Origin of the sequence: Bacillus sp. 7894-2, assembly GCF_002272225.1 — a bacterium.
In the GTDB taxonomy this organism is placed as follows: domain Bacteria; phylum Bacillota; class Bacilli; order Bacillales; family Cytobacillaceae; genus Cytobacillus.
The window spans coordinates 1-17,152 of sequence record NZ_NPDG01000017.1 but is presented as its reverse complement, the minus strand read 5'-3'; the positions used below and the strand labels follow the sequence as shown (position 1 = coordinate 17,152).

The 17,152-nt window shown below is 44.7% G+C and carries 18 protein-coding genes; all 18 read left to right on the top strand.

Annotated elements, in window-relative coordinates; genetic code table 11:
• The first annotated feature begins 13 nt into the window (after positions 1-13).
• Positions 14-1,348: a (Fe-S)-binding protein gene (locus CHI10_RS03730; RefSeq protein ID WP_095242990.1), complete on the top strand. Its 1,335-nt coding sequence runs from the start codon at positions 14-16 to the stop codon at positions 1,346-1,348.
• A gap of 354 nt (positions 1,349-1,702) precedes the next feature.
• Entirely contained in the window at positions 1,703-2,695 is a 993-nt protein-coding gene (locus tag CHI10_RS03725; RefSeq protein ID WP_095243004.1) for a tripartite tricarboxylate transporter substrate binding protein, read from the top strand.
• 268 nt (positions 2,696-2,963) lie between these two features.
• Positions 2,964-3,617, top strand: coding sequence for a GntR family transcriptional regulator (locus tag CHI10_RS03720; RefSeq protein ID WP_095242989.1), 654 nt, complete (start codon positions 2,964-2,966; stop codon positions 3,615-3,617).
• A 158-nt stretch (positions 3,618-3,775) separates the two neighbouring features.
• The gene (locus tag CHI10_RS03715; protein WP_095242988.1) at positions 3,776-4,996 is read left to right on the top strand and encodes a CaiB/BaiF CoA transferase family protein; all 1,221 of its coding nucleotides are present in this window, start codon (positions 3,776-3,778) and stop codon (positions 4,994-4,996) included.
• An 18-nt stretch (positions 4,997-5,014) separates the two neighbouring features.
• The gene (locus CHI10_RS03710; protein ID WP_095242987.1) at positions 5,015-5,836 is read left to right on the top strand and encodes an enoyl-CoA hydratase-related protein; all 822 of its coding nucleotides are present in this window, start codon (positions 5,015-5,017) and stop codon (positions 5,834-5,836) included.
• Between the two features lie 55 nt (positions 5,837-5,891).
• On the top strand, positions 5,892-6,395 hold the full coding sequence (locus CHI10_RS03705; RefSeq protein ID WP_095242986.1) for a tripartite tricarboxylate transporter TctB family protein: 504 nt from the start codon (positions 5,892-5,894) through the stop codon (positions 6,393-6,395).
• Between the two features lie 29 nt (positions 6,396-6,424).
• The gene (locus CHI10_RS03700; protein WP_095242985.1) at positions 6,425-7,936 is read left to right on the top strand and encodes a tripartite tricarboxylate transporter permease; all 1,512 of its coding nucleotides are present in this window, start codon (positions 6,425-6,427) and stop codon (positions 7,934-7,936) included.
• Between the two features lie 18 nt (positions 7,937-7,954).
• Positions 7,955-8,494 carry a gamma carbonic anhydrase family protein gene (locus tag CHI10_RS03695; RefSeq protein WP_095242984.1) on the top strand — a complete coding sequence of 180 codons (540 nt, stop codon included), beginning with the start codon at positions 7,955-7,957 and terminating at the stop codon, positions 8,492-8,494.
• A 101-nt stretch (positions 8,495-8,595) separates the two neighbouring features.
• Positions 8,596-9,426, top strand: a complete 831-nt coding sequence (locus CHI10_RS03690; protein ID WP_095242983.1) for an ABC transporter ATP-binding protein — start codon at positions 8,596-8,598, stop codon at positions 9,424-9,426.
• Positions 9,427-9,503: 77 nt separating this feature from the next.
• Positions 9,504-10,490, top strand: coding sequence for a Gfo/Idh/MocA family protein (locus CHI10_RS03685; RefSeq protein WP_095242982.1), 987 nt, complete (start codon positions 9,504-9,506; stop codon positions 10,488-10,490).
• A gap of 276 nt (positions 10,491-10,766) precedes the next feature.
• Entirely contained in the window at positions 10,767-10,925 is a 159-nt protein-coding gene (locus CHI10_RS03680) for a YezD family protein (RefSeq protein ID WP_286137067.1), read from the top strand.
• Positions 10,926-11,028: 103 nt separating this feature from the next.
• A complete protein-coding gene (locus CHI10_RS03675) occupies positions 11,029-11,745 on the top strand; it encodes a phosphoadenylyl-sulfate reductase (protein ID WP_095242981.1) in 717 nt (238 codons plus the stop codon).
• 15 nt (positions 11,746-11,760) lie between these two features.
• On the top strand, positions 11,761-12,825 hold the full coding sequence (locus CHI10_RS03670) for a sulfate permease (protein WP_095242980.1): 1,065 nt from the start codon (positions 11,761-11,763) through the stop codon (positions 12,823-12,825).
• Between the two features lie 26 nt (positions 12,826-12,851).
• Entirely contained in the window at positions 12,852-13,997 is a 1,146-nt protein-coding gene (sat, locus tag CHI10_RS03665) for a sulfate adenylyltransferase (protein WP_095242979.1), read from the top strand.
• A gap of 12 nt (positions 13,998-14,009) precedes the next feature.
• Positions 14,010-14,609: an adenylyl-sulfate kinase gene (gene cysC, locus CHI10_RS03660; RefSeq protein WP_095242978.1), complete on the top strand. Its 600-nt coding sequence runs from the start codon at positions 14,010-14,012 to the stop codon at positions 14,607-14,609.
• A 307-nt stretch (positions 14,610-14,916) separates the two neighbouring features.
• Positions 14,917-15,693, top strand: a complete 777-nt coding sequence (cobA, locus tag CHI10_RS03655; protein ID WP_095242977.1) for a uroporphyrinogen-III C-methyltransferase — start codon at positions 14,917-14,919, stop codon at positions 15,691-15,693.
• A 33-nt stretch (positions 15,694-15,726) separates the two neighbouring features.
• Positions 15,727-16,479 carry a sirohydrochlorin chelatase gene (locus tag CHI10_RS03650; protein ID WP_095242976.1) on the top strand — a complete coding sequence of 251 codons (753 nt, stop codon included), beginning with the start codon at positions 15,727-15,729 and terminating at the stop codon, positions 16,477-16,479.
• On the top strand, positions 16,460-17,068 hold the full coding sequence (locus CHI10_RS03645) for a precorrin-2 dehydrogenase/sirohydrochlorin ferrochelatase family protein (RefSeq protein WP_095242975.1): 609 nt from the start codon (positions 16,460-16,462) through the stop codon (positions 17,066-17,068). Before CHI10_RS03650 ends, CHI10_RS03645 begins: the two co-directional genes overlap by 20 nt.
• Positions 17,069-17,152: the final 84 nt, after the last annotated feature.

Genomic DNA, 17,152 nt, shown 5'->3' with positions numbered 1-17,152 from the left:
AGGTGAATGAGGATTGAAATTGCTGACGGCGGAAGAGTCCATGAAAACCTGTGTGCGCTGCGGTGCATGCCGCAATGTATGCCCAACTCTGAACATAACAGGCAGGGAAGCAGATGGCCCAAGAGGCAGAGTATTAATGGCCAGAAGTCTGATTGAGGGCAATATTCCTATAAATCAGGAAATCAAAGATCAGCTCGACCGGTGCCTTCTGTGCTCAGCCTGTGTGGATGCCTGCCCAATTGATGTGCAGGTTCCTGATATCGTTATGCTCGCCAAGGAGAGAATTGCAGCCGCGGCTGAAGCTCCGGTTCAAACGGATATAAAAAAACCTGCCTATCCCGAACGTACTTTTAAAGACTACTTTTTTGATCATGTTCTTGCCAATCAAAAAAGGCTTAATACTGTTGGCAATCTTCTATGGTTTTATCAAAAAAGCGGACTTCAGTCTGTAACCAGAGGACTGGGCATCCTGAAATTCTTCCCTGAGCAGATGAGGCAAATGGAAAGAATTACGCCTGCCATCTTGCCGCCTTCTAGGCGGAAACACCATCCCGAGTTTACACCGAGTGCTTATGAAGAAAAGGAACCAAGGGGCAGGGCAGCCTTTTTCCATGGCTGTATTATGGATGTTATGTTCAGAGAAACAAATGATAATTCTATTAAACTTCTCTCTAAAACCGGCTTTGATGTAGTTACACCTAAAGCGCAGGTATGCTGTGGGGCACTGCACCACCATAGCGGAAAAAAAGACAAGGCCATTGAATTAGCCAAAGCGAATATACAGGCTTTTGAAGAAGCAAATGTGGATTATATCATTACCAATGCAGGAGGGTGCGGTGCGGCACTCGCGGAGTATGCGGACTTGTTCAGGGATGATCACCATTGGCTGGAACGGGCAAAAGCATTCTCTGCCAAAATCAAGGATATCAGTGAAATCATTTATGAAAAAGGCGAAATGCCTGCAACTGCCGGCCGGGGTGAACGGGTTACCTATCAGCCTTCATGCCACCTGCAGTATGTGATGAAAGTGAAGGATGCACCAGCTAAATTGGTGAAGCAAATTCCAAACTCAGAATATGTGGATCTTCCTGAAAAGAAATATTGCTGCGGGTCTGCAGGAATTTATAATTTGCTGCAGCCAAAGCTTGCGAATGAAATATTGGATAAGAAAATGTCCAGAGTAAAAGAAACGGAATCTGCTGTTCTGATTACAGCCAATCCGGGATGCTTCCTCCAAATGAAACTGGGGGTTTATCGTGAAGGAATGGAAGATCAGATAGAAACAAAGCATGTTGCCGACTATCTGCTGGAGTCAATTGAAAGGGCAGAATCTGCCGGAAAACAATAAAGGTTTCAAATCGAAACGGAGTAGCGGGCAATTCGTTTCAAAAGAGAACAAGCATGACGATTAAGTCGTATTGGAATGAACTCAGAAATAAATTCAGTAAAAGTCCGAATGTCCCATTAGGTTTGAAACCACTTACGATTTTGGTTCCCCGCAAAAAATATTAATTAAGATTTTTGTTTTTGGCACAAAAATTGCACTGAAGTTTAATGAAGCAATACATAAACATGGAGGTGAATAAACTGACTGAGGAATAAGTCCTTACCAGAGAAAGTAATCTAATTTGTGTTCAAGGGAATAATTATGCATCTAATTTACAGAAATTTAAAAATTTTCTTTATATGGGGGAAAATGAATATGAAATTTAAAAGGATTTCGTTTTTATCTCTTGCCATTGCATTGGTATTCTTTCTCCAGGCATGTAATTCTTCACCTCAAGAAGCAAGCTCGGAAGGAAAAAGCGGAAGCAATTATCCCGAGCGTCAGATTGAAATTATTGTCGGCTTTGGTGCGGGCGGAGGCAGTGACAATTTTGCAAGGGCCATTGCAAAAGAACTGAAAGACATTCTTGGTGTAAACATAAATGTTGTGAATATGCCTGGTGCGGCAGGAATCAATTCCTCTGACCACGTGGCCAGACAGCCAGCTGACGGCTATACCATCTGGTCTGCAACATCCAATCATCCTGTAAATATTGCAGCAGGTGTGGAAAAAAATGATTTGAGCAAATTAATTTCTATTGGGAGGGTCCAAAATGATACCATGACCCTTCAAGTAAAAAGCGATGGAAAATTCAAGGATATAGATGATTTAATCTCACAAGCTAAGGAAAAACCAGGCGAAATCACCATTGGCGGTACGGGTTCAGCAGGCTTTGATGAACTGGTAGTCAAACAGTTTGAAAAAGCCACTGGAACAAAGTTTAATTATATCTCTTTTGAAGGTTCAGGAGAGATGACAGCAGCACTTCTCGGGGGACATATCGATGTCATCGCAGAGGAGCCTGGCCCATCGATTGCCCAGCTGGAAAGCGGAGATATTAAAATGCTGATTGCCTTTACCGAAGAGAAAATGGAAGGCTTTGAGGACGTCCCACTTTCAACTGAAATGGGGATAGATGTAACAGACGGCCAGGGCAGAGGCTTTATGGTCCACGCAGATACACCGCCTGAAATCATTTCAGCTCTTGAAAAAGCCCTTGAAGAAGCGAAGGATCGTCCAGACTATAAAGAGTATGAAAAAGCCAATTATCTGCATCTAAGGGATGGCTGGCTGAACTCAGAAGAATATAATGCAGAATTTGAGAAGCTTATCGACACCTATGGTTCTCTATTAAACGAAATGAAATAACCTCCAGGCCAAAAGGCAGGGTATCTGCCTTTTGATCTTTCTGCAGGTTAATTGATGAATTTTCATAGATTTGCTTGATAGGCTGCTGAAGATTTTGTCGAAGGAAAACTGGTTTTATCTAAACATGAGAACCTTTGTACAGGTTATTGACTGCCATTCTTAATGGCAGATATGATCGCCCTATAAGCTGTATCCAGTATACAGCACACAGTGTACAACAGGAGGACATTCAACTCTTCTGAAAAATGAAGAAGGAGGATAGGCGAAAATGGTGCAGGCACTGAAATTTACGCAGCCGCTTTATCAGCAAATCTATGAAATTATAAAAAGTTCCATATTATCAGGTGAATTGATGCCGGGTGAAAAGCTCAATGTTTCTCACCTGGCGAAAAAATACAATATTAGCCGGACTCCGCTGCGGGAGGCTCTCCGCCAGCTGCAAATAGAAGGACTGCTGATTCAGGATCAGCTGGGGCTGACTATTGTAAGATTGGACGATGCCGATTTTAAGGATCTATACGAAACTCGCATCATGCTTGAGCCTCAAATAATGGGGCTTATTTTGAAAACGATTACAGATGAGAAACTTGATGTCATCGAAAAAATCCTTGAAAGAGCAGAAGATGCCTTTAGAGCAGGAAACCATCTTCATTTACTTGAATTGAATGCAAAGTTTCATGATCGGCTCTTGGAAGCAAGCCCAAACAAGCGGGCAGTACACTTGCTGCAGCAAGTTCGTTCATTTCTTTTGCTTTACCGGGCCAATATATTAAAAAACAACGAGCATAATAGGGAAATTCTGAAGGAACATCGTGAAATTCTTCATGCTCTTAAAGCCCGGGACAACATAGCTGTCTATCAATCTGCAGAAAACCATCTGCGCAATGATCTGGACCGCGGGACTAATATGATCCGCGAATAAAAAAGGGGGCATCTCCACTCGCCAAAATAGAAATGCTCTCCCATCATAGAAAAATCGATTTTATTATAACATGCACAATTTAGAAATCCATAGAAATGAACAGCTGCCGGTCACTTCGGGCTCACTTCCGACACAAATATTCAAATGGGGTGTTCTGGATGGGACCATTACAAGGAATGAAAGTCCTTGATGCATCGCAAATCATGGCGGGCCCGTACTGTACCATGGTCCTTGCTGATCTCGGTGCGGAAGTCATGAAAGTGGAGAAAGTGAACGGCGGAGACGATTCCCGTCAAATGGGGCCTTATGTGAATGGGGAATCCACTTGCTTTTTCCAAATTAACCGAAATAAAAAAAGCATTGCTTTAAATCTTAAAACTCAAGAAGGAAAAGAAGTCTTTTACAAGCTGGCTAAGGAAGCAGATGTGGTGGTGGAGAATTATCGTCCGGGTGTGACCAAATCACTTGGCATTGATTATGAAAGCCTGAAAGAGATTAATCCCGGCTTGGTTTATTGTTCGATATCAGGCTATGGGCAGACCGGCCCATATTCCCATAAAGGCGGATTCGACCTGGTAGCCCAGGGGATGACAGGCCTTATGAGCATGACCGGGGAAAAAGGAATGCGTCCGATGAAATCCGGCATTGCCGTTTATGACATCGGTGCAGGCATAACGGCAGCCTATTCGATTCTGGCAGCTTATATCCATAAAATGAAGACGGGGGAAGGCCAGCATGTGGATATTGCCCTCGCAGAAATCGGTCTTCCATGGTTTACGTGGGAGGCAGGAGCCTATTTTGCAGAAGGAACGATACCGGAGGCAACCGGCTGGCGGCACCGGGTGTCTGCTCCTTATCAGGCTGTAAAAACCAAATCAGGTTATATGATGCTCGGATGTGCCAATCAGAGAACTTGGGAAAGGTTTTGCACAGATGTTGCCGAAAGGCCTGATTGGATAAACGATCCCCGTTATAAAACGAATTTATTGAGAAACCAGCATGTGATTGACCTGGAAGAAGATATTGAAGAAGTACTTATGCAGCAGGATACGAATTATTGGATAGACCGCTGCGAAAAAGCGGGAGTGCCTGCGGGACCAATCAATAACTTTGCAGAGGCTGTTCAGGATCCGCACTATGAAGCGAGAGGCATGATTCAGGAAGTTGAACATCCTGTCATCGGAAAAATGAAAATGATTGGCATTCCCACAAAATTTTCTGAAACTCCTGGTGAGGTGAGAACACCTTCACCACTGTTCGGACAGGACACGATTGATGTTTTAACGGGCCTCGGGTATGACGAAAAGTCCATCCGGAGTTTAACAAAAGCCGGAGCTGTCAGAACTTTGGAAAATGATCCAATCCTGAATAAAAAATAGCAGAAAGGTCGGCGTGATATGTCTAAAAATCTCGAAGCATACAGCGGGGAAAAAACGTGCAGTGAGCCGGTTTATCTTAAGGTTGAAGGGGATATAGCCTATATCTGCTTCAACCGGCCGGAAAAAAGGAACGCACTAAGTTATGACATTTGGTTAAGGATTCCACAGCTTGTTGATGACTGCGAACAAAACCCTAATGTAAAAGTGATTATTTTTAAAGGCACTGGTACAGCTGCCTTCTCGGCAGGAGCAGATATCAGCGAATTCAAATCACTTAGGTATACAGCAGAAGGTGCTGAAAAATATAACAAGGCGACCATGATAGCGGAAAAAGCAATTATGGATGCATCAAAGCCAACGATTGCTATGATAAAGGGTTTTTGTGTTGGAGGCGGTTGCGAGATTGCCGTTGCCTGTGACTTAAGGTTCTCTGATGACAAGGGGAGGTTCGGCATAACTCCGGCCAGGCTTGGATTAGTATACAATACACCAGGGACCAAAAATCTGGCAGATCTGGTCGGGCCGGCAAAAGCCAAGGATATTCTGTATACCGGAAGGCTGATGGATGCAGACGAGGCATACAGAATCGGTCTCATTGACCGGATCTATCCAACAGAGTCCATAAATGAGGAAACTCTCAAATATGCAGAATTAATTTGCCGAAATGCCCAGCTGTCGGTCCGCGGTTCCAAAAAAATCATTCACGAAGTGCTTGCCGGGGCAGTGGAAGATTCCCCTGAGACGGCCCAGATGGTGATTGACTCATTTATTTCAGAGGATTATAGAGAAGGAGTTCACTCATTTTTGGAGAAGCGCAAACCTATTTTTAAGTACTCTTAAAGAAAATCTCAAGGAGGCTCATAGCCTCCACTATAAAATATCAGGGGGATGAGAGATGCAGCTCGAACGAAATCTTTCCATAATCATGGTCGTTTTTTCGTCTTTCTTTCTGGTCATGTCTCTGCAGGTAGAGAATAGGACAGGAAATATCATTTCAGCAGGAACATGGCCGGCAGCTTTAATGATCCTGATGCTGGTTTTATCGGCAGTCTTGCTGGTTCGGACGCTTAATGGGAAAAATAACCAGAATATGCAGGAAAAGGGCGCTGAGGAAACAGGAGATGATGATGAACAGCTTGTGTTCCCCAAAAAGTTTTTCATCCTGTTTGCAGTTCTTGCCATCTATACCTTTATTCTCGGCTATGTAGGTTTCATTATTGCGACCATTCTTGGGATTTTTGCCATGGCGCTTTTGTTTGGGATGAAAAGCTACATTCGGGCTCTTCTGACCGGTATTCTGGCAACTGCCGGCTCTATCGTACTGTTTCCCATATTATTGAACCTGCCATTTCCTCGTGGAACGGGAATATTCTATACACTTAGCTTGCTGTTCTATTAATAGCAAACTCTAAAAAAGAGGTGAACGGAATGATTGAAGGACTTATAGGCGGTTTTGGCAACCTTTTTCAGCCTTTTCATTTTTTTATTCTTATGGTCGGCGTCCTGCTAGGTTTCATTGGAGGAGGAATCCCGGGCATCAGTGGGACCATGCTGGTCATCATTCTTCTTCCCGTCAGTTATGCGATGGATCCTGCCGCGGCATTCCTGCTGCTGACCTCCATTTATGCCACGTCCGTTTTTTCAGGGTCCATAAGCGCTATTCTGTTTAGAACCCCAGGCACTCCGGAAGCGGTGGCAACTGTTTTCGACGGTTATCCCATGGCAAAGAAGGGAGAAGGGGGAAAAGCCCTCGGCATTTCCATCTTCAGTTCCGCTACAGGGGGTGTTTTTGGAACGCTGGTCTTAATCTTTTTAACTCCTCTTCTTGCTTCTTTTGCTCTCAGATTTTCGTCGCCGGAATATTTTGCGTTAGCGCTTATGGGACTTACTGTTGTAGCTTCTCTGAGTGCAGGGAATCTTGTTAAGGGTTTCATCGGTGTTTCTTTTGGTTTATTTATTGCCACAATTGGCATCGATACAATGACTGGTGTTCCCAGGTTTACATTTGGCTCTGGACAGCTGATGTCAGGCATCGACTTTATTCCTGTTCTGATAGGTTTATTCGCGATTTCAGAGGTGCTGCGCCGTGTCCAGCAGGTCCACAAAGTAAATACCAAGCAAAAGGTAAGATCTGAACTGCCTGACTGGAATGTCATGAAGCGAATTTCCGGCGTTATTGGCCGTTCATCGCTACTGGGAGTTTTTATTGGCATCCTTCCAGGAATTGGAGCAACGACTGCTGCAATGCTCAGCTACAGTGAAGCAGCCAGGTGGTCAAAAAGATCAAAAGAATTTGGAACTGGAATTCCAGAAGGAGTAGCTGCACCTGAATCTGCTAATAATGCAGCAGCAATGGGTGCGATGGTTCCATTGCTATCCCTGGGAATTCCGGGAAGCGCCACAACTGCGATTTTGCTCGGTGCTTTTATCCTGCATGGAATCCAGCCGGGGCCTTTGATGTTTACCACACAGGGATCGCTCATTTATACCATACTGATGGGACTTCTGGTTGCCAATTTGATGATATTGCTTATTGCCAAACCGTTTATTTCGGTTTTCTCTAAAATTTTGCAAGTGCCCTACACAATCATTGGACCACTCATCGTTCTCTTTTGTATTGTTGGCACATTCGCAGTAAGGAATTCGATTTTTGACGTAGCTATGATGCTGGTATTCGGAATTATTGGCTACTATCTGGAAAACGCTAAATTTCCGCTGGCGCCTATCGTGCTTGGCGTTGTGCTCGGTCCTATTGCAGAAGATCAGTTCAGAAGGGCTATGCAGATGTCCAACAATGATATTTCCATCTTCTTCACAAGGCCGATTGCCTTAACTTTCATTGTCTTGTCCATTATCAGTATATTGTATCCATTCATTAATAAGTGGATCAAGAAGCGTAAAAACAATACAAGCGGTACAGATCAAACTGTAGCTTCTTAAGAAGGAGATGTTCCGGAAATGATCTTTGATTTCGAAGGACAGAAGCCAGCCGTGCATGAATCTGTCTATTTGGCACCAAATACTTATATCATTGGCAATGTAAAACTGGAGGCGGATGTATCAATCTGGTTCAATTCTGTCCTTCGCGGTGACAATGATTCCATTAAAATCGGAAAAGGCACCAATGTACAGGAGGGAACGATGATTCATGTGGATGAAGGCTACCCGGTTACCATTGGACAAAATGTCACTATTGGCCATAATTGTGTGATCCACGGCTGCACTATTGAAGACGGTGCCCTGATCGGCATGGGTGCAATCATCCTGAATGGTGCTCATATAAAGGCAGGTGCCGTGATTGCGGCTGGAGCAGTCGTCGGTGAAAATAAAATAATTGAGAGTAATATGCTTGCAGCCGGTGTTCCGGCAAGAACGTTAAAGCCGGTAAAGGAGGAACTTCAGGACCGTATCCTTGCAGGAGCAGAATTTTATCGTAAGAATGCTGTGAAATTCCGCCGTGCCGGAATCCTCTCCGAACAGCAAAAACTAGATTATTAGAAAAAGAATGAGCTAAAGACAAAGGATTTCCGGCAGTTTCCGGGGAAGTCTATATTGTCTCTAGCTCTATTTATATTCAAGGATAGAAGGAAGGTACAAAAATGAATCACGGGGAATCAAGAAATATTATTTCACTGGATAAGGTCAGCTGGAAAAGAAATGGGAAGCAGATACTGGACAATGTTTCATGGAAGGTCAGTGAAGGAGAGCATTGGGCCCTTTTAGGATTAAATGGATCAGGAAAAACTACGATCCTGCAATTGATTACCGGCTACCTCTGGCCAAATGGCGGGCAGGTGTCCGTTCTAGGAAACCTTTATGGGAAGACCAATATCCCGGAGCTTCGAAAATCCATTGGCTGGGTAAGTACCTCGCTTGACGATAAGTTTCAATTTCGGCCATCCGAATCCGCCCTTGAAATTGTTCTGAGCGGAAAATTTGCATCAATCGGTCTCTATCAGGAAATAACGCAGCAGGACCTGGATAAAGCAAAGGACTTAATGCATCAGTTCAATATTAGCCATGTACAGGATCAGACTCTCACATCCCTCTCACAGGGGGAGAAACGAAAAGCGATGATTGCAAGAGCCCTGATGGCATCACCTAAGCTGCTGATTCTCGATGAACCATGCAATGGGCTGGATATCTATTCGAAGGAAGAATTGCTGGGATCTATTGAAAAAATGGCTGCACAGCCTGGTGGCCCCACGATTCTTTACGTGACCCATCATATCGAGGAAATTGTTCCGTCCATCACCCACACCATGCTTCTGAAGGAGGGGAAGGTCATCGCACAAGGGAGTAAGTGTCATACACTGACCGATCTGCTGCTTGAAGAGACATTTCGTGTACCAATCTCGGTAGAATGGGAAAACGGCCGTCCCTGGGTACGTGTAAAATCTTCGTCCAGGCTGGTGCAGAGCCAATCATAATGGCAAATGATTGATTTTTGGCCAATTGTCCTTCATTATATTAAGATATCTTATACATACAAAATGGAGGAATGAAATTGGTTCGTTTCGGTATAGTAGGCACAAACTGGATTACAGAAAGATTTTTAAAAGCGGCACTGCAGGCTGAAGATTTTCAGCTGGCAGCTGTTTATTCCCGCACGGAGGAAAAAGCAAAAGAATTTGCAGGAAAATATGGTGTGGAGAGGACGTTTACTGGTTTACAGACGATGGCAGCAAGCGGCGAAATCGATGCTGTTTATATTGCAAGCCCGAATTCCCTGCACGCAGAGCAGGCTATTCTTTTTATGAAACACAAGGTTCATGTTTTATGCGAAAAGCCGATTGCCTCGAATGCTAAGGAATTGCAGACGATGATCGCAGCAGCAAGGGAAAATAATGTACTGCTCATGGAAGCCTTGAAATCTACTCTAATGCCTAACTTTTTGGCCGTAAAAGAAAACCTTCATAAAATCGGACAGGTTCGCAGGTATTTTGCAACCTTTTGCCAATACTCTTCCCGCTATGATGCCTACAGGCAGGGAACAGTGCTGAATGCATTTAATCCCGAATTTTCGAACGGTTCATTAATGGACATAGGAATTTACTGCATTTATCCGCTTGTGACTTTATTCGGCAAACCGGAGGAAATTAAAGCTGCAGGCTATAAACTGGACTCCGGGGTCGATGGGGAAGGAAGCATGGTCCTTAAATATCCCGGCATGGATGCGGTAATCATGTTCAGCAAAGTCACCAATTCAAGCCTCCCGTCAGAAATCCAGGGAGAAGAAGGCAATATTGTGATCGATAAAATAAGTGGACCTGAAAAAGTGGAATTGCATTACCGCAGTGGAGAAAAAGAAGATCTCACACAGGATCAATTAAGCGATTCGATGTATTACGAAGCGGTAGAATTCATAAAACTGATTCAGGCGGGCAAAACCGAATCTGAAGTGAACTCATTTGCAAACTCCATGACAACGATGGAAATTTTGGATGAAGCACGCAGGCAAATGGGTGTGATTTATCTAGCTGACCAAAAATAAGGGTGAAGGATCGGACAATTACTGTTCGGTCCTTTTTAGTGCTTTTTACACTTATAAAATAGGTATTTGAAAGACACCACTTATTCGGAAAGTGGTAAAACAAGCTGTTACAATACACGGTTTTCAGTGAAGAAAAGCCCATTTATCAGATTTTTATAATTTTCTTTAAATAACTTGTTGACAATTCCTATGGGTATGGTAGGATTAATCTCAACATCACAAATTCAAACTAAAAAACGTATCCTTTCCTCAACAAAAAAAAGGAGGCGAGCCTCACTGAAACAGACAGACTGGGAAGAGTTATCTGCTCATTTAAAGCAGATGCTTCAGAGCATTAAATTCGGATCGATCACACTGGTCGTCCAGGATGGCAAGGTCATACAACTTGAGAAGAACGAAAAGGTTCGTCTTCAACCAAATAAGCGCGCTGACTAGACAAACTAGAGGCGGTTTTTCCAACTGAAGTATTTTCTTCAGTCGGGAAGACTGCCTTTTTTCATTTTTAAAGATTTCTGGAACATGAAAGGAGTACTGCAAGATGAGCACTGCAGTAACATATGAAAATTGGAATCAAATCTCAGATGCATTCCCTATTGATGACAAATTAAAAGGCGCAGGCACTGTATTGAAATGGGCTTATGAAAATTATCCTGAAGATAAAATTGTCTATGCATCGAGCTTCGGAGCGGAAGCCATCGTGCTGATTGACCTCATTCAGGAAATTAAGCCAGATGCCCATATTGTATTTCTGGACACCGGGCTTCATTTTCCGGAAACATATGAAGTGATTGATAGAATTGAAGCCCGCTTTCCAAGCCTCAGGATCGAGCGGAAAGAGCCCAAGCTGACACTGGACCAGCAGGCTGCAGAATTCGGTTCAGCACTTTGGAAAAGGGAGCCGAATTCATGCTGCCAGATCCGCAAAGTGATTCCATTAAGAGAAGCGTTAACACCAAAGCAGGCCTGGATCTCCGGCCTTCGAAGGGAGCAGTCGCCAACAAGAGCGAATACTCAATTCCTAAACCGGGATGAAAAATTCAAGAATATCAAGATCTGCCCGCTGATTCACTGGACATGGGATGAAGTTTGGGCCTACATCAGGGAAAAAGACCTGCCCTACAACACTCTGCATGACCATGGCTATCCAAGCATCGGCTGCTTTCCCTGTACACAGGCAGTCGATGAAAATGGCGATTCCCGTGCGGGCCGATGGTCTGGCACAGGCAAAACTGAATGCGGCCTTCATACGAGCTAAAAGGAGGGTGATACCATGCTTACGATCATAGCGGTCACAGTCGGTTTATTTTTCGCCATGAATATCGGGGCAAGCGGAGCAGCAGCATCCATGGGGATCGCGTATGGTTCAGGTGTCCTGAAAAACCGCATGTTAGCTCTTATTCTTTGCGGGGTGGCCGTTTTCTTTGGAGCATGGCTTGGCGGGGGTGAAGTGGTAAAGACGATGGGAAGCGGGATTGTTCCTAAAGAGACCTTCACAGTTGCCATTGCGCTGATTGTGATTGCATCTGCCGCCCTTTCACTGTTTCTTGCCAATGTTTTCGGGATTCCGCTGTCAACCAGCGAGGTGACGGTTGGCTCCGTCATCGGTGCCGGCATCGTCTACCAATCCGTATTTGCCGGAAAGCTTGCCTGGATCGTCACATTCTGGCTGCTTACTCCATTTGCCGCTTTTTTAATAGCCATAGCGGCAGCTGCTTTTTTAAAGAGAAACTTTATACAGAACCTGATTAAAAAGCCTAAAGCAACTCCGATTTTAGCACTGCTCGTCATTTTCATGGGTGTGTTTGAAGCATTCTCGGCCGGCATGAATAATGTAGCCAATGCAGTCGGTCCGCTTGTTGGTGCAGGCATTATGAGCACTGGCAGCGGAATCTTCTGGGGCGGCCTGTTTGTCGCTTTAGGAGCCGTTCTGCTGGGAAAAAAAGTTCTCGAAACGAATGGCAAAAAGATCACCAAAATCCGTCTTGAAGAAGGCTGTGTCATTTCGGGAACAGGAGCCGGTATTGTTACGATTGCTTCCGTTTTTGGAATCCCTGTCCCTTTAACGCAAATCACCACTTCCTCCATCATCGGAATAGGATTTGTGAAGCAGGGACGGTCAGTCTTCAAGAAGGACATTGTCGTGCAGCTATTAGTCGTATGGGTCGTCTCACCCGTTTTGTCGATGGTCCTGTCCTATACGCTCATCCAGCTGCTCATTGAACAAAATGTATATCCGGTGATTGCGATGGCCGGTGTCCTTATCTCCGTCTTCGGAGTGAAATTTTTAATGAATCAGGCACCAGCCAGTGTAAGGCCGATAACTGAAAAAAAGTAAATTTTAAAAAGAAAGGTTGATGAAAAATGGCTCTGCCGAAACCACATGGAGGAAAATTAATTCAAAGCTACAATCCTAATTATGACCTGACAGGAATTGAAAAAGAAATCTTAATAGATGCCATCGCACTGAGTGATCTGGAACTTATAGGTGTTGGCTTATTCAGTCCTCTGACAGGTTTCCTAGCTAAAGCAGACTATGAATCTGTTGTTGAAAAAATGAGACTGGCAGACGGAACGATTTGGTCCATTCCGGTTACTCTCCCTGTTCAAGCGGAAAAAGCCAAAGAGCTTGCAGCCGGTGAAAAGTTTAAGCTGGTTCACGAAGGTGAAGTATACGGAGTCATCACGGTATCAGAATGGTATGAGCCGGACCTGAGCAAAGAGGCGCGTGAAGTCTACAAAACGGAGGAGCAGGCACATCCCGGTGTAAAAAGGCTTTTTGAACGCGGTCCGGTTTATGCTGCCGGAGAGGTTACGCTGATTAAAAAACCCGGCAAAGGTGTAGCAGAGGATGTATGGTTCGAGCCTAAAGAAACAAGGGCACTGTTTGAAGAAAAAGGCTGGAAAACAGTGGTTGGCTTCCAGACAAGAAACCCTGTGCACAGAGCACACGAATACATTCAAAAAGCTGCGCTGGAAACGGTGGATGGACTGTTTTTGAATCCGCTTGTCGGCGAAACAAAATCAGATGATATTCCTGCAGATGTCCGTCTTAGGAGCTACCGGGTTCTTCTGGAAAATTACTATCCAAAAGAGCGCACACAGCTGGCAGTCTATCCGGCAGCCATGAGATATGCGGGACCGCGAGAAGCGATCTTCCATGCCATTGCAAGGAAAAACTTCGGCTGCACACACTTCATCGTCGGAAGAGACCATGCCGGAGTCGGCAATTATTACGGCACATATGACGCGCAGCACATTTTCAGCAACTTTACAGAAGAAGAGCTTGGCATCAAGCCGCTGTTCTTTGAACACAGCTTCTACTGCAATAAGTGCGAAGGAATGGCATCTGATAAAACCTGCCCGCACAGCAAAGAAGACCGCGTCATTCTATCCGGCACCAAGGTAAGGGAAATGCTTCGGAACGGGGAGCTGCCGCCATCCACTTTCAGCCGCAAAGAGGTTGTCGAGGTGTTAATAGAAGGCATGAGAGAAAAAGAAACGGTATAAGGGGCGGTTAAAATGACAAAGGCAACAAACATCACCTGGCATGACGCGGCAATTACGAAGGAAGACAGACGGGCACAGAACGGCCATGGAAGTGTGGTCCTCTGGTTTACCGGCCTATCAGGCTCAGGCAAATCAACGATTGCAAATGCAGTATCCCACGAGCTGTTCCGTCAGGGCATCAATGAATATGTCCTCGACGGCGACAATGTGAGACACGGCTTGAATAAAGACCTTGGCTTTTCAGAGGCAGACAGAAATGAAAACATCAGGCGCATTGGGGAAGTCGCGAAGCTGTTTGTGGACAGCGGCAAGATCGTTACAACAGCGTTCATTTCTCCTTTCCGGTCGGATAGAGAAACTGTCAGGGCGCTGTTTGAAGAAGGCGAATTTATTGAAGTCTTCATCGACTGTCCTCTCGAAGAATGCGAACGGCGGGATCCAAAGCAATTGTACGCAAAAGCCAGACGCGGGGAAATTAAGGACTTTACAGGAATCGATTCCCCGTACGAAGCACCTGAAAGCCCTGAAATTACGGTCCGATCTGACCAGTACACAGTAGAAGAAGCAGTCGGTAAGATAGTAGCCCATCTGCGGGAAAAGAATATTTTATAGAGTGAAACTTCAATCAGTGGGAGTTTTTCCCGCTGATTGTTAGTTGAACCAATCGGGCCTTTACGGGCAGTTGGACCCCCACTTATCCTCAATTGATTCTTCTGAGTCTTGAAGTGGGGGTCTTACTGCCCGTTAGACTGCGATAAATAACCGGGAGTCTCTTTTAAAAGGAGACTCCTTTTCTGAAAAATAATTCCTACTATTTCACCCCGAAAAATGGTATTATAGAAAACAATTAGATTATTAGCTTAGGAAAAGCGTTAAAGTGCATATATTATAAGACATTACAGAAAGGGCGGGCATGAGTATGACAGGAAAAGTTTATTTAGTAGGTGCCGGACCGGGTGACCCGGACCTGATTACTGTTAAGGGTATGCGCTGCCTGCAGGAGGCAGATGTCGTTCTTTATGATCGTCTCGTAAACCGTGAACTATTAAATTATGCGAAAAAAGAAGCCCAGCTGGTGTATTGCGGCAAGCTCCCCAATCATCATGTGATGAAACAGGAAACCATTAATCATCTGCTCGTCAAATATGCGAAAAAAGGTTTGCAGGTCTGCCGGCTGAAAGGCGGAGATCCATTTGTATTCGGCAGAGGCGGGGAAGAGGCAGAAGAGTGTGCCAATCAGGATGTGCCATTTGAAATTGTGCCTGGAGTCACTGCAGGGATCGCGGCATCTGCTTATGCGGGGATTCCGGTCACACACCGGACCTTAAGCAAAAGTTTCGCATTTGTCACAGGACACCAGGCAGGAAACGAAGAAGCTGAGCACCAGTGGGCCCACCTGGCACATGCAGTCGACACGATTTGTGTATATATGGGTGTGTCCCATTTGCCTAATATTGTGAAAAACCTTATTCAAAATGGGAAATCACCTCAAACACCGATTGCCCTCGTTCACTGGGGAACCCTTTCAGAGCAGCGGACCGTTACTGGCACGCTTGCTACTATTGAGAACAAAGTGAAAGAATCAAACATCACAAATCCAAGCATGATCGTCATTGGGAATGTAGTCGCCATGCACCATAAAATTAATTGGTTTGAAGAAGAAATTGTACCTAATCTGCCTGCTGTGCAAGGATAAACGGCGGTTTTAAAAAAGGAGGGAGCCTAACGAATGAAAGCGGTCCTATACATCGGCCATGGCACACGTTCCAAAAAAGGAGCTGCCGAAGCAAACCTTTTTATCGAAAGTGTTATGAAAAAAGTCGATGCTCCCATTCAAAAGCTTTGTTTTCTGGAATTAACTGAGCCTTATATTAAGGAAGGCTTTGAACACTGTGTCAGGGAAGGAGCCACAGAAATTGTCATTGTGCCTCTATTTTTACTTGCAGCGGGACATATCAAGCAGGATATTCCTGAAGAACTTGCTCCTTTAATAGAAAAATATCACGGCATCATCGTAAAGATGGCGGACCCATTTGGAGTCCAGGACACGATTCTAGACGCCATTGCAGAGCTTGTTACAGCAAATGCCCAGCCAATATCTCCTTTAGATTCTGTTTTAATTGTGGGAAGAGGCAGCAGTGATCCTTCCATTCTTAGAGCCTTTGACTCTATCAAAAACGGACTAAGCGAGCGCCTCCGTGTGACAGATGTGCAGGTCTGCTATTTGGCCGCAGCTGCTCCGTCCTTTCAGGATGGCCTTAATTCCATATGCCAAAAGGCAAGAGGCAATGTGATGGTCATCCCTTATCTATTATTCTCGGGACTTCTGCTAAGTGAGGTAGTAAGAGAGGTAAATAAGAAAGTAAAGGCAGGATACTCTGTGAATCTTACTGATACACTGGGGAAACATACGGCAATTCAAAACCTGGTCGCTAAAAAAGCGAATGGAGAGGTGAATGAGAATGCAGCCGTTATTCATTGATCTAACCAACAAGAGAATCGTGATTGCTGGCGGAGGCAGAATTGCTTTTCGAAAGGCGAAAACACTAGATGGAGAAAATGCCCATATCACTTTTGTTGCTCCTGATTTTTCAGATGAGCTTCTTCATTTAGCGCATCAAAGAGGCTATGAACTCATACAGCGGGAAGCTTCCCCCGATGATTTTAAAAATGCTTTTTTATCTATTTTAGCCACAAATGAACGTGAAGCTAACCATGCTCTGGCTAAATCGCTGGATTCAGGTCAGCTGGTTTGCGTGGTCGATGAAGCAGGAGAAGGAAATGTAATCTTCCCGGCAGCTGTAAGGCGCGGCCCTCTTCAAATCGCTGTCACCTCAAATGGTGCAAGCCCAAAGCTGACCCGGATGCTCAAAAAACAGCTGGATGAACAATATGATGAAAGCTGGACAGGATATTCAGAATTTCTGGGAAAATGCCGTGATTATATTAAACAGATTTCTATCCCTCCATCGGAAAAAAATGAGCTGCTTGCCGAACTCCTGGATGACCGTTATCGCCTTTCAGAGGATGAGAGGGAACGCAAATGGACACACCTGCAGTCATTAGCATAATTAACTTCTTAACCGTGTTCTGGCACACGGTTTTTTATTTTGAAATAAGAAGGTATATCTTTGAACTTCGATAACTGTCTAGCT

Excerpts from the sequence above, each read along its gene's own strand:
- CHI10_RS03670 (WP_095242980.1), top strand. The coding sequence starts at position 11,761 with ATGCTTACGATCATAGCGGTCACAGTCGGTTTATTTTTCGCCATGAAT.
- CHI10_RS03715 (WP_095242988.1), top strand. The coding sequence starts at position 3,776 with ATGGGACCATTACAAGGAATGAAAGTCCTTGATGCATCGCAAATCATG.
- CHI10_RS03645 (WP_095242975.1), top strand. The coding sequence starts at position 16,460 with ATGCAGCCGTTATTCATTGATCTAACCAACAAGAGAATCGTGATTGCT.
- CHI10_RS03690 (WP_095242983.1), top strand. The coding sequence starts at position 8,596 with ATGAATCACGGGGAATCAAGAAATATTATTTCACTGGATAAGGTCAGC.
- CHI10_RS03705 (WP_095242986.1), top strand. The coding sequence starts at position 5,892 with ATGCAGCTCGAACGAAATCTTTCCATAATCATGGTCGTTTTTTCGTCT.
- sat (WP_095242979.1), top strand. The coding sequence starts at position 12,852 with ATGGCTCTGCCGAAACCACATGGAGGAAAATTAATTCAAAGCTACAAT.
- cysC (WP_095242978.1), top strand. The coding sequence starts at position 14,010 with ATGACAAAGGCAACAAACATCACCTGGCATGACGCGGCAATTACGAAG.
- CHI10_RS03700 (WP_095242985.1), top strand. The coding sequence starts at position 6,425 with ATGATTGAAGGACTTATAGGCGGTTTTGGCAACCTTTTTCAGCCTTTT.
- cobA (WP_095242977.1), top strand. The coding sequence starts at position 14,917 with ATGACAGGAAAAGTTTATTTAGTAGGTGCCGGACCGGGTGACCCGGAC.
- CHI10_RS03725 (WP_095243004.1), top strand. The coding sequence starts at position 1,703 with ATGAAATTTAAAAGGATTTCGTTTTTATCTCTTGCCATTGCATTGGTA.
- CHI10_RS03650 (WP_095242976.1), top strand. The coding sequence starts at position 15,727 with ATGAAAGCGGTCCTATACATCGGCCATGGCACACGTTCCAAAAAAGGA.
- CHI10_RS03675 (WP_095242981.1), top strand. The coding sequence starts at position 11,029 with ATGAGCACTGCAGTAACATATGAAAATTGGAATCAAATCTCAGATGCA.
- CHI10_RS03720 (WP_095242989.1), top strand. The coding sequence starts at position 2,964 with ATGGTGCAGGCACTGAAATTTACGCAGCCGCTTTATCAGCAAATCTAT.
- CHI10_RS03710 (WP_095242987.1), top strand. The coding sequence starts at position 5,015 with ATGTCTAAAAATCTCGAAGCATACAGCGGGGAAAAAACGTGCAGTGAG.
- CHI10_RS03695 (WP_095242984.1), top strand. The coding sequence starts at position 7,955 with ATGATCTTTGATTTCGAAGGACAGAAGCCAGCCGTGCATGAATCTGTC.